Below are 11,129 nucleotides of genomic sequence, written 5' to 3' on the forward strand. Positions count from 1 at the left end.
TCGCGCACCACCCAGTTGCGCACGGCCTGGGCGCTGCGCCGGCGCAGGTCGTCGACGAGTGCCTGCTCGGCGGCGGCGTCCGGCACGATCTTCTTCGCCGCATCGGTGGGAGTAGCGGCCCGCAGGTCGGCGACCAGGTCGCACAGCGGATTGTCGGGCTCGTGGCCCACTGCGCTGACCACCGGGGTACCGCACGCCGAGATCGCCCGGCACAGCGTCTCGTCGGAGAACGGCAGCAGATCCTCCACACTGCCGCCGCCGAGCAGGCACTCGTCGACGACCTGCGCCGGCGCAGCGCCCAGGCCGTGCGCAACTGGGTGGTGCGCGAGGAACGCGTGCTGGCCCAGTTACGCAACCGCCCCGTGCTCGCCGACCCGCTGCGTGCACTGACCGAGCGCGCCGAGGAAGTGGGACGCGCCCTGGCGGCGGTGCGCCGCGACATCACCCGACTGATTACCGTGCAGACCGAACGGGTCGAGCACCTGTCGGCCCGGCTGGCTACCCTGGGCCCGGCCGCCACCCTGGCCCGCGGCTACGCGGTCGTGCAGACGGTGCGCACTGATAGCCCGGCGCATGTCCTGCGCTCGGTGCACGAGGCACCGGAAGGCACCCACTTGCGGATCCGCGTCGCCGACGGAGCGATCGCCGCTACCAGTGAAGGACGTACCGATGGCACCAACGACCAGTGACGAACCCGGATCGACGAGGCCCGTTAGTGACCTCGGGTACGAGCATTGCCGCGACGAGCTGATCGAGGTCGTGCAGCGGCTCGAGCAGGGCGGCTTGGATCTCGACGCTTCGCTGAGCCTTTGGGAACGGGGCGAGCAGCTGGCTAAGCGGTGCGAAGAGCACCTGGCCGGCGCCCGCCAGCGGGTTCAAGAAGCGTTGTCCGCCGACAGCGACGACGACCGCCGGGCGTGACTTCGCGCCGAAGAACTGGAACACGTTCAGTTATGCTCACCCGATGGGTGATCCAGCACTGACAACCGAACTCGGCCGGGTATTGGTCACCGGCGGTTCAGGCTTCGTCGGAACCAATTTCGTCAGAACACTGCTCGAGCGCGGCTACCAGGTGCGGTCTTTCGACCGGGCGCCGTCGCCGCTGGCGCACCACCCCAACCTCGAGACGGTGCAAGGCGACATCTGCGATCGGCAGACGGTGGCCGCCGCCGTCGCCGGCATCGACACGGTGTTTCACACCGCGGCGATCATCGATCTGCAGGGCGGGGCGAAGGTCACCGATGAGATCCGTCGTCGCAGCTTCGCGGTCAATGTCGACGGCACCAAGAATCTGGTTCAGGCCGGCCAGCACGCCGGGGTGAAGCGGTTCGTCTACACCGCATCCAACAGCGTGGTGATGGGCGGTAAGGCCATCTCCGGTGGCAACGAAACCATGCCCTACACCACCAAGTACAACGACCTCTACACCGAGACGAAGGTGGTCGCCGAGAAGTTCGTGCTGGGCGAGAACGGCATCGGCGACATGCTGACCTGTTCGATCCGCCCGTCGGGGATCTGGGGCGACGGCGACCAGACCATGTTCCGCAAGCTGTTCGAAAGCGTGGTCGCCGGGCACGTCAGGGTGCTCATCGGCAGCAAACGCGCCAAGCTCGATAACTCCTACGTGCACAACCTGATTCACGGTTTCATCCTGGCCGCCGAGCACCTGGTGCCGGGCGGAACGGCGCCGGGGCAGGCCTATTTCATCAACGACGGCGAACCGATCAACATGTTCGAATTCGCCCGCCCGGTCATCGAGGCGTGCGGCCAGCACTGGCCGCGGTTCCGGGTTTCCGGCCGGATGGTGCGTGACGTGATGGCGGCATGGCAGTGGCTGCACTTCCGGTTCGGGCTGCCCCAGCCATTGCTGGAACCCGGTGCGGTGGAACGGCTTTACCTCAACAACTACTTCTCGATCGACAAAGCCCGCCGCGATCTCGGCTATCGGCCGCTGTTCACCACCGAGCAGGCGATGGCCGACTGCCTGCCCTACTACAAACAGCTCTTCGAACAGGTCAAGGCCGAGGCGCATCCGCACCTGGCGACGGTGGTCGCCGAGCCGCATCCGGAATAGCCGTCACGGCAACGACATCAGCGGAAACACCTCGCCGGTGGCACTGTTGACCAGCGCCGCCCGGTCCAACCGCGCCTGAAACGGCACCACATTGAACACCTCGACCGCTACCAACGGCAGCTGGTCCAGCCTGGCGCGCGGGGCAAGCGAGCAGTGCGGCAGCCAGATGCCCGGCCGATAGTGCTTGTGCAACTGCGCACCGGTGCTCGTGACAGCGTCCACAACGCGCTGTTGACGCGCCACGAAATCGGCGCTGACCCCGGCGAGCAGCCAAGCCCGCCCACGACGGAACAGCCCTAGCCCGTCGAAGCTGAGGTCCACCGGCGTGCCGTCGTCCAGCTCGGCCAGCGCCGCTGCCACCGCGGCGCGGTCCCAGCTGCGCAGCACCGCGTAGGAGACGTGCGGCACGTGCCGGCGATGGGTATGCGAACGCAGACTAGCCACACCGCGCGCTTCGATGCGGTCCCACAGGGCCCGCATCGCCCGCTCGGATCGCCGGTCGAACAGCAGGCAGACGGCCAGGGCCATGGGGCCAGTTTGTTCCGAACGGCTATCGCAGATCACGCTTTCACGGAAAGATCGCGCTAATTGAGGAGGTGCTCGTGGGCACGGTGTTGGTGACCGGCGCATTCGGTCTGGTCGGGTCGGCGGTGGTCCGTCAATTGGTCGCGGACGGCCGAAGCGTTGCGGCAACCGATCTCGACATCCCGGCGAACCGCAAAGCGGCCGCCGAACTGCCGAAATCGGTCCAGCTGCGATATGCCGACCTCACCGACCCGGCAGCGGTCGATGAGCTGCTCAGCGCCGTCACACCCGCCGCGATCATCCATCTGGCCGCGGTGATCCCACCATTGATCTATCAGCGCCGCAAGCTGGCTTACCAGGTCAACGTCGAGGCGACCGGGCACCTGCTGGCCGCCGCCGCCGGACAACCCGACCCGCCCCGTTTCGTGCAGGCCTCCAGCATCGCGGTATACGGCTCCCGCAACCCGCACACGGTCTCCGGGGTGCTGACCGCCGACACCCCGACCAATCCCGCCGACGTCTACGGCGACCACAAAGTGCAGGCCGAACAACTGGTTCGCACCTCCGGTCTGGACTGGGTGATCCTGCGACTCGGCGGAGTACTCACCGTTGACCCGGGCCCCTACATCAAGCTGGACAACCTGTACTTCGAGCAGCTGCTGCCGGCCGACGGCCGGCTGCAAACAGTCGACGTGCGTGACGTCGCCTCGGCATTCGTCGCGGCCACCACGGCACCCGTGCTCGGCGAGACGCTGCTGATCGGCGGCGACGACACCCACCGCCGCCTGCAGGGTGACGTCGCGCCGGCGATGGCCGCAGCCATGGGGTTGGTCAACGGCCTGCCCGCCGGCCTGCCCGGCAACCCCGACAGCGACGACGACTGGTTCAACACCGACTGGATGGACTCCAGCCGCGCCCAGGATGCGCTGGGCTTCCAGCACCACTCGTGGCCGCAGATGCTGGCGGAGACCGCCGCCCAGGCCGGCGCGAAGCGGTACCTGTTGGCCATGATCGCGCCGTTGGCCCGGGTGGTGCTGCGGTGGCGCGCCCCCTACTACCGCTCCGGCAAGAAGTTCGCCGACCCCTGGCGAGCCATCGCCGACAAATGGGACGAGCCGCGTCCGTGAACTCCGACTTCTCCCCTGCCCAGCGGCGCGCGCTGGCGGTCTTCACCGTGATCGCGCTGCTGTTCGGGGCGTACTTCTTGCGCACCTTCTTCGTGCTGATCGTGGTGGCGGCGGTGGGCGCCTACCTGTTCACCCCGCTGTTCCGAGCCCTCGGCAGACGCCTGCCCACCGGACTGGCGGCCACCGGCACACTGCTGGCCGCGCTGATCGCCGTCATCGTCCCGGTCGGGCTGATCATCTTCCTGGCCGTCATCCAGATCACCCGCACGGCCAGCGACGTGGCGGAGTGGGTCCAGGCCACCGATCCCAACGCGCTCGGCGACAAGGTGCTGAAATTCGTCAACGGCCTGCTCGAGCGGATTCCGTTCGTGCACGTCGAGCTGACCATGGATTCGCTGCGGGGGGCGATGGTCAACGTGGCCCAGCGCGGCGGCGAACTGCTGCTGCACGGTTTGCAGGGCGCCGTCGGCGGTGTCGTCGGGGCGATCACCGCGGCGATCATCTTCTTGTACGTGTTCCTGGCGCTGCTGACCCACCGCGAAGAACTGCACACCCTGATCCGCCAACTCAACCCGCTCGGCGCCGAAGTCACCGATCTCTACCTAGCAAAGATGGGATCGATGGTCCGCGGCACCGTCGGCGGCCAGTTCGTCATCGCGTTCTGCCAAGGGGTGGCCGGAGCGGCCTCCATCTACATCGGTGGCTTCCACCAAGCGTTCTTCATCTTCGCGATCGTGCTGACGGCGCTATCGGTCATCCCGCTCGGCGGGGGCATCGTCACCATGCCGTTCGGCGTTGGCATGGCACTGTTCGGCAACGTCGTCGGCGGGGTGTTCGTGGTGGCATTCCACCTGATCGTGGTCACCAACATCGACAACTTCCTGCGGCCGATCCTGGTGCCGCGCGACGCCCGGCTCAACTCGGCGTTGATGCTGCTGGCCGTCTTCGCCGGGATCGGCATGTTCGGCTTCTGGGGCATCGTGATCGGCCCGGTGGTGATGATCATCATCGTCACCACCATCGACGTTTACCTGGCGGTGTATCACGGCGTGGAGATGCAGACCCACGATGAGGAGCCCAAACCTCGTCGTTGGCGCGTCCTTCTACCGGCTCGTCGGTAGCGGCGGCTGCGACTGGGTGGCCGCCGCCAGCACCCGGAACTGCTCGGCACCGGCCGCCCCGGTGATCGCCAGCTGCGCCGACCCGCCCGTGCCGGCCAACCGGGTGGTCCACACCGGCTCGCCGTCACCCTGGTAGACCACCCAGCGGGTGCCGTCGACGTCCTCGGTACCGGTGGGATGCAGCCCGGGGTGAATCGCGGTGACCAGCGCGGCCTCGTCGGCGTTGCTCTGGGTCAGGCTGACATACATCCCGGTCGGGCTGATGTAGCCGACCCGCGAGGTGACCGCGCGCAGCCGCTGACCGGACGGGTCGCTGCGCCCGTCGGTGATGCTGTCGCGGCTGCCGGAGTTGGGTTGCCAGCCTTCGGGCAGCTGCGGCAGCCGAACGGGGAATCCCAGGGTCTGGGCATCGGCGTTCAGCGCGGCGACAGCGTCGTAGGAGGGCACCGGCCCGGCCGACATGCCCCCGGGCCGAAACGAGCACGTCCCAGCCAACCCGGCCAGCACGATGCAGGCCAGGACCAGCGGCGCGATCGACCAGAACATGTCGCGGCCGTCCTGCAGCAGGCGCGGTTTGGCAGGCCGCGGGGCCGGGAGGGTCGGCTGCGAAGGTTCGGTGCTCACGCAAGCCAGTATCCCAGCTCCGGGCCGCCCATCCTGTTCTGGGAGAATCAGCAACCATGACCGCACCTCCTCGCCGTGAACCCCCAGACCGCAACCTGGCCTTGGAGCTGGTGCGGGTAACCGAGGCCGGCGCCATGGCCGCCGGCCGATGGGTCGGCCGCGGCGACAAGGAGGGCGGCGACGGCGCGGCCGTCGACGCGATGCGCGAGTTGGTGAACTCGGTGTCGATGCGCGGCGTGGTGGTGATCGGCGAGGGCGAGAAGGACCACGCGCCGATGCTCTACAACGGCGAAGAGGTCGGCAACGGCGACGGGCCCGACTGCGACTTCGCCGTCGACCCGATCGACGGCACCACCCTGATGAGCAAGGGCATGCCCAACGCCATCTCGGTGCTGGCGGTGGCCGAGCGCGGCGCGATGTTCGACCCGTCCGCGGTGTTCTACATGAACAAGATCGCGGTCGGCCCGGACGCCGCTGATGTCCTGGACATCACCAAGCCGATCGCCGAGAACATCAAGGCGGTCGCCAAGGTCAAGGGTCTGTCCCCCCGTGACATGACGGTCTGCATCCTGGACCGGCCCCGGCACGCGCAGCTCGTCCACGACGTGCGGGCTGCCGGCGCGCGGATTCGGCTGATCACCGACGGCGACGTCGCCGGGGCCATCGCGGCGTGCCGGCCGGACTCGGGAACCGACATGTTGGCCGGGATCGGCGGCACCCCGGAAGGCATCATCGCCGCCGCGGCGATCCGCTGCATGGGCGGAGAGATCCAGGCCCAGTTGGCGCCCACCGACGACGCCGAGCGGCAGAAGGCCCTGGACGCCGGTTACGACCTGGATGAGGTGCTGACCACCGAGCACCTGGTCTCCGGCGAGAACGTGTTCTTCTGCGCCACCGGCGTTACCGACGGCGACCTGCTCAAGGGAGTGCGCTACTACCCCGGCGGCTGCACCACGCAATCGATCGTGATGCGCTCGAAGTCCGGCACCGTCCGAATGATCGAGGCATATCACCGCCTGTCGAAGCTCAACGAGTATTCGGCGGTCGACTTCACCGGCGACGCACACGCCGCCTATCCCCTGCCCTGACCTTCAAGCGAGGACGAAAACACCTATGAGCGAGACCGAATACCGCATCGAACACGACACCATGGGCGAAGTCCGGGTGCCGGTGAGTGCGCTGTGGCGCGCGCAGACCCAGCGCGCGGTGGAGAACTTCCCGATCTCCGGGCGCGGGCTGGAGCGCACCCAGATCCGGGCGCTCGGCCTGCTGAAGGGCGCGTGCGCGCAGGTGAACGCCGACCTGGGCCTGCTGGCGCGCGAGAAGGCCGACGCGATCAAGGCCGCCGCCGCGGAGATCGCCGACGGCAAGCACGACGACCAGTTCCCCATCGACGTGTTCCAGACCGGGTCGGGCACCAGCTCCAACATGAACACCAACGAGGTGATCGCGTCGATCGCGGCCGCCAACGGGGTGACGGTGCACCCCAACGACGACGTGAACATGTCGCAGTCGTCCAACGACACCTTCCCGACCGCCACCCACATCGCGGCCACCGAAGCCGCAGTGCGCCACCTGATTCCGGCGCTGCAGGTACTGCACGACGCGCTGGCCGCCAAGGCCACCGAATGGCGCACCGTGGTCAAGTCCGGCCGCACCCACCTGATGGACGCCGTTCCGGTGACCCTCGGCCAGGAGTTCTCCGGCTACGCCCGCCAGGTCGCCGCGGGCATCGAGCGGGTGCAGTCGACGCTGCCCCGCCTGGGTGAGCTGGCGATCGGCGGCACCGCCGTCGGCACCGGACTGAACGCCCCGGAGGGCTTCGGCGCCAAGGTGGTCGAGGTACTGGTCAAAGAGACCGGGATCACCGAGCTGCGCACCGCGGCGAACTCGTTCGAAGCCCAGGCGGCGCGGGACGGCCTGGTCGAGGCGTCCGGGGCGCTGCGCACCATCGCGGTGTCGCTGACCAAGATCGCCAACGACATCCGGTGGATGGGCTCGGGCCCGCTGACCGGGCTGGCCGAGATTCAGCTTCCCGACCTGCAGCCAGGCAGCTCGATCATGCCGGGCAAGGTGAATCCCGTTCTGCCCGAGGCGGTCACCCAGGTGGCGGCGCAGGTGATCGGCAACGACGCGGCGATCGCCTGGGGCGGCGGCAACGGCGCCTTCGAGCTCAACGTCTACATCCCGATGATGGCCCGCAACATGCTGGAGTCCTTCAAGCTGCTGACCAACGTGTCGCGGCTGTTCGCCGAGCGCTGCATCGTCGGGCTGGTGGCCAATGAGGAGCACCTGCGCGAGCTCGCCGAGTCCAGCCCGTCGATTGTGACGCCGCTGAACTCCGCGATCGGCTACGAGGAGGCCGCCGCGGTGGCCAAGCAGGCCCTCAAGGAGCGCAAGACGATTCGCCAGACGGTGATCGACCGCGGGCTGATCGGTGAGAAGCTGTCCGAGGCCGAGCTGGACCGCCGTCTCGACGTGCTGGCGATGGCCAAGGTGGACAAGGGCTAAGCCACGGCGATGACCGCCGATCCCGCTGCCTTGCGGACGGGCAGATCGGCGATGGCGAAGGTGACTCGTCGCCTCATCCCCTTCCTGGGGCTGCTGTACTTCGTCAACTACCTCGACCGGGTCAACATCGGGTTCGCCGGGCCCAACGGCATGAACGACGAACTCGGGATGACGGCGACGATGTTCGGGTTCGCCTCGGGGATCTTCTTCTTCGGCTACTTGTTCCTGGAGATTCCCAGCAACATCGCCCTGCACAGGTTCGGCGGCCGACGCTGGCTGGCACGCATCATGCTGACCTGGGGAATCGTCAGCACCGCAATCGCTTTCGTTCCCAACGCACAAACGCTGGTCGCCTTGCGGTTCTTGCTCGGCGTGGCCGAGGCCGGATTCTTCCCAGGCATCATCCTCTATCTCACGTTCTGGTTCCCCCAGCGGCAGCGGTCCCGGGCAATCTCGCTGTTCATGGTGGCGGTGCCGGTGTCGACGGCGATCGGCTCCACCTTGTCCTCATTCGTCATCGCCTGGGGCCACGGCGTTTTCGGCCTTTCCGGGTGGCGTTTCATGTTCCTCGTCGAGGGCCTGCCCGCGATTGCGCTGGCGTTCGCGTGCTGGTTCTATCTGACCGATCGGCCGGGGCAGGCCCACTGGCTGTCCGCCGAGGAGAGGCAGTGGCTGGAAGCGACGTTGGCTTCTGAGCGGGCGGCGGCCTGGGCGGGTGGGCATTGGCCGCTGAGGAAGGCGCTCAGCCATCCCAGGATGCTGGCGCTGGCGTTCGTCTACTTCGGAATCGTCTACGGGCTCTACGCCGTCGGGTTCTTCTTGCCGACGATCGTCGCCGGATTTCAGCAGCAGTACGGCAGTCAGCTCAGCATCATCGGGCGCGGCGTCGTGACCGCGATCCCGTGGGCCGTCGCAGCGGTCGCGATGGTGCCGTGGGCGCGCCACGCCGACCGGACGGGAGAACGCGTCTGGCATGTGGCGATTCCCGCGATCGCTGGGGGCGTGAGCATCCCGGCAGCGCTGTACATGGCCAACCCGTACCTGGCGATGCTCGCGGTCACCGTCTCGACGTGCTCGATCATGTGCGCCATGCCGGTCTTCTGGGCGCTCCCCTCGACGTTCCTCACCGGAGCCGCGGCGGCCGGCGGCATCGCCTTGATCAATTCACTCGGCAACCTGAGCGGCTTCGGCGGCCCCTACGTCACGGGCTGGCTGACCGATCTCACCGGCAGCAACAAGGCCGCACTGTGGGTGATCGGTGGGATGTCGCTCGCCGCGGCGGGCTTGGTGATCCTCCTGGGTGCCGCTCCGAAACCGGAGCGCGACAGTCTCGTTGAGGCCTAGCTGCGGCTAGAACGGTGGTGGGTCGTCCTCGCCGCTGCCGGGTGCGACTTTGGGGAACATGGTGGCTTGGCGGGCGGCGCGGCGGGCTTCGCGGGCGTTGCGGTTCTGATTGCGTTCGGTGTTGATGCGTGCGGCCCGGTTCTGCGCCCGGGAGCGCCGGCGCCGCGGCATCATCGCGGTGCGCTCCCCGCACGGTCCCTCCGGTTGCCGGTCAGGTGGCCGTAATTCCCCGGTGGGCCGACACAGGTTGGGAAACAGCAGCGCACTGCCCGGGGTGGTGACATAAGTCTGCCCCGAAAGTGCCGACAAGATCACCGTGCCATCCGGCAACTGGACATCGCGCCAGCCCCAAAACGTCTTCACCAGATGATGGGTGCGGCAATAACACTTCAGGTTCGAGGCATGTGTCGGCCCGCCGTCGCCATAGGGAATCGTATGGTCGATATCGCAGTCGGTTGCGGGGCGGTCACAACCGGGCCAGCGGCACGTCAGATCCCGGCAGCGCACAAAGGCCGCCAACGCCGCCGAGGGCACATAGCCCTTTTCCGGAGGGGCATCGCCGGGATGGACCAGTGATACCAACCGCGCCGATTTGGCGAGCTCTTCGACCATCTCCGGTGGCACCAGCCCGTCAGCGTCCACCAGCCAGCCCGGCTGGTCACCGGTGCCCTCGATGGTGGCCTGCTCGGCGATGACATGAATGATCACCGGCGACGCACCCGGGCGTTTCCCTGCCGCGCAGTCGGCCCGGCCGCAGCGGCATCCCAGCCGATCCGCACGCGCGGCCAGTGCGCCCACCGCATCAGCGCGGCGCTCCTCACGACTGCGCGGATCGTGCTCGCACACCGTGGCCGCCAACGCATCCAACGCCTTCCCCAGAGCACGGGCATCGGTGGTGAACACGCTGCCGTAAATCTCAGAAAGCCCGCCCTCCTGATCGCTGAACCCGATCTGGCGCTGCGCCGCCCGTTCTTTGCGCCGGCGCACCGCATCGGCATCGGCCTTCGCCACGATCTTGTCGACCCGCCCGGCTAGCCGGGCCGCGCTCAGCGACGGCCAGCGGGCCACCGTGAGCGCCAACTCGGCATCCACGGCCGCCAGCACCTCACGATCGGTGATCAACTCGGTGCGATAGACGATGGTCTGAAACAACCGCACATCGATATCGCCGGCCTGAAACACCTCGGCCACTTTCGGCAGCTGCTCCTGCATCGCCCGGGCATACCGCAACCGGCTGCCGGCTCGCGCCTGGCTGATCCGCAACGCCGCCGCGACCTCGGCGGTCACCGCCGCGGTGGTGTCGATCGCCCAGTCCTCGGTCTCGCGGCATCGGCTCAACCGCAGCGCGAACAACTCCCCGATCGCCACCAGGTGTGCCGCCGCGGCCCGATTCTCCGCCCGCGCCGAGGCAGCGATCCGGTCCACCAATGCCGCCGACTCCGGCGTGGTGGGCGGGTGACGCTGCACAAACCACGCATTGAACTCCGCCACCGACCCCGGTGCCGGCATCCGCGCCACCAACGATTCGAACATGTGTTCGATTATACGCGGACCTACGACACCTCGCCGCCCCCGATCAAGGGGTGACGATGTTGAACCAGAAGGGGAAGGTGTCGAGCAGCCCCATGAACTCATCGAAGGCGACGCTGGATGACATCGAGCTCAAGAACATCACATTGGATGACGCCATCTCGTCGAAGCGGATCACGATCGACGGCAACCGGGGCGCCTTCGATGAGTTCATGGGGCTGCTCGACACCTTCCCCTTCTGGTTCAACATCGTCACCCCTTGATCGGGGGCGG

At 67.8% G+C, this 11,129-nt stretch carries 11 protein-coding genes and 2 pseudogenes; 9 read left to right on the forward strand and 4 right to left on the reverse strand.

The genetic code is table 11. From position 1 onward, the window contains the following. Window positions 1-263 (reverse strand): annotated as a pseudogene (locus A5694_RS22280) (exodeoxyribonuclease VII large subunit); the annotation flags it as partial. On the opposite strand from A5694_RS22280, the pseudogene A5694_RS00915 reads away from it, so the two are divergent. From A5694_RS00915 to A5694_RS00925, 3 genes and pseudogenes are all read left to right on the forward strand, one after another. Beyond that, window positions 249-689 (forward strand): annotated as a pseudogene (locus tag A5694_RS00915) (exodeoxyribonuclease VII large subunit); the annotation flags it as partial. The pseudogenes A5694_RS22280 and A5694_RS00915 overlap by 15 nt on opposite strands. Beyond that, window positions 670-921 carry an exodeoxyribonuclease VII small subunit gene (locus A5694_RS00920; RefSeq protein WP_064919983.1) on the forward strand — a complete coding sequence of 84 codons (252 nt, stop codon included), beginning with the start codon at window positions 670-672 and terminating at the stop codon, window positions 919-921. The pseudogene A5694_RS00915 and the gene A5694_RS00920, both read left to right, overlap by 20 nt. Window positions 922-964: 43 nt before the next feature. Then, window positions 965-2,074 carry a 3-beta-hydroxysteroid dehydrogenase gene (locus tag A5694_RS00925; RefSeq protein ID WP_064919984.1) on the forward strand — a complete coding sequence of 370 codons (1,110 nt, stop codon included), beginning with the start codon at window positions 965-967 and terminating at the stop codon, window positions 2,072-2,074. Window positions 2,075-2,077: 3 nt separating this feature from the next. Here A5694_RS00925 and A5694_RS00930 read toward each other — a convergent pair whose 3' ends face one another. Further along, window positions 2,078-2,602, reverse strand: coding sequence for a 2'-5' RNA ligase family protein (locus tag A5694_RS00930; RefSeq protein ID WP_064919985.1), 525 nt, complete (start codon window positions 2,600-2,602; stop codon window positions 2,078-2,080). Between the two features lie 74 nt (window positions 2,603-2,676). On the opposite strand from A5694_RS00930, the gene A5694_RS00935 reads away from it, so the two are divergent. Together A5694_RS00935 and A5694_RS00940 are read left to right on the forward strand one after the other, a co-directional pair. After that, entirely contained in the window at window positions 2,677-3,726 is a 1,050-nt protein-coding gene (locus A5694_RS00935; RefSeq protein WP_064919992.1) for an NAD-dependent epimerase/dehydratase family protein, read from the forward strand. Next, complete coding sequence (locus A5694_RS00940) at window positions 3,723-4,847, forward strand: AI-2E family transporter (RefSeq protein WP_064919986.1); 1,125 nt, start codon at window positions 3,723-3,725, stop codon at window positions 4,845-4,847. The genes A5694_RS00935 and A5694_RS00940 overlap by 4 nt, the downstream gene beginning before the upstream one ends. Here A5694_RS00940 and A5694_RS00945 read toward each other — a convergent pair. Then, window positions 4,830-5,471, reverse strand: a complete 642-nt coding sequence (locus A5694_RS00945; protein WP_064919987.1) for a DUF4245 domain-containing protein — start codon at window positions 5,469-5,471, stop codon at window positions 4,830-4,832. The two genes, A5694_RS00940 and A5694_RS00945, sit on opposite strands and share 18 nt — an antisense overlap. Window positions 5,472-5,527: 56 nt before the next feature. On the opposite strand from A5694_RS00945, the gene glpX reads away from it, so the two are divergent. Genes glpX through A5694_RS00960 form a run of 3 tightly spaced genes read left to right on the forward strand, consistent with a single transcriptional unit; the run spans window position 5,528 to window position 9,326 of the window. Then, window positions 5,528-6,559: a class II fructose-bisphosphatase gene (gene glpX, locus A5694_RS00950; RefSeq protein WP_185746582.1), complete on the forward strand. Its 1,032-nt coding sequence runs from the start codon at window positions 5,528-5,530 to the stop codon at window positions 6,557-6,559. Window positions 6,560-6,584: 25 nt separating this feature from the next. Further along, window positions 6,585-7,982: a class II fumarate hydratase gene (locus A5694_RS00955; RefSeq protein ID WP_064919989.1), complete on the forward strand. Its 1,398-nt coding sequence runs from the start codon at window positions 6,585-6,587 to the stop codon at window positions 7,980-7,982. A gap of 9 nt (window positions 7,983-7,991) precedes the next feature. Beyond that, complete coding sequence (locus tag A5694_RS00960; protein ID WP_064919990.1) at window positions 7,992-9,326, forward strand: MFS transporter; 1,335 nt, start codon at window positions 7,992-7,994, stop codon at window positions 9,324-9,326. Between the two features lie 6 nt (window positions 9,327-9,332). Here the strand turns inward: A5694_RS00960 and A5694_RS00965 are convergent, their stop codons facing one another. Beyond that, window positions 9,333-10,859 (reverse strand): HNH endonuclease signature motif containing protein, encoded by a 1,527-nt coding sequence (locus tag A5694_RS00965; RefSeq protein WP_064919991.1) that lies wholly within the window; start codon window positions 10,857-10,859, stop codon window positions 9,333-9,335. Window positions 10,860-10,951: 92 nt separating this feature from the next. Here A5694_RS00965 and A5694_RS22285 point away from each other — a divergent pair, with 92 nt between their 5' ends. Further along, window positions 10,952-11,119, forward strand: coding sequence for an alkyl sulfatase C-terminal domain-containing protein (locus A5694_RS22285; protein ID WP_234787891.1), 168 nt, complete (start codon window positions 10,952-10,954; stop codon window positions 11,117-11,119). Window positions 11,120-11,129 lie beyond the last annotated feature (10 nt).

The organism is Mycolicibacter sinensis (genome assembly GCF_001667945.1).
Lineage (GTDB): Bacteria > Actinomycetota > Actinomycetes > Mycobacteriales > Mycobacteriaceae > Mycobacterium > Mycobacterium sinense_B.

What these genes read in the sequence shown, in the direction of transcription:
- A5694_RS00920 (WP_064919983.1), top strand. Translation starts at nt 670, where the DNA reads ATGGCACCAACGACCAGTGACGAACCCGGATCGACGAGGCCCGTTAGT.
- A5694_RS00925 (WP_064919984.1), top strand. Translation starts at nt 965, where the DNA reads ATGGGTGATCCAGCACTGACAACCGAACTCGGCCGGGTATTGGTCACC.
- A5694_RS00930 (WP_064919985.1), bottom strand. Translation starts at nt 2,602, where the DNA reads ATGGCCCTGGCCGTCTGCCTGCTGTTCGACCGGCGATCCGAGCGGGCG.
- glpX (WP_185746582.1), top strand. Translation starts at nt 5,528, where the DNA reads ATGACCGCACCTCCTCGCCGTGAACCCCCAGACCGCAACCTGGCCTTG.
- A5694_RS00955 (WP_064919989.1), top strand. Translation starts at nt 6,585, where the DNA reads ATGAGCGAGACCGAATACCGCATCGAACACGACACCATGGGCGAAGTC.
- A5694_RS00960 (WP_064919990.1), top strand. Translation starts at nt 7,992, where the DNA reads ATGACCGCCGATCCCGCTGCCTTGCGGACGGGCAGATCGGCGATGGCG.
- A5694_RS00965 (WP_064919991.1), bottom strand. Translation starts at nt 10,859, where the DNA reads ATGTTCGAATCGTTGGTGGCGCGGATGCCGGCACCGGGGTCGGTGGCG.
- A5694_RS22285 (WP_234787891.1), top strand. Translation starts at nt 10,952, where the DNA reads ATGAACTCATCGAAGGCGACGCTGGATGACATCGAGCTCAAGAACATC.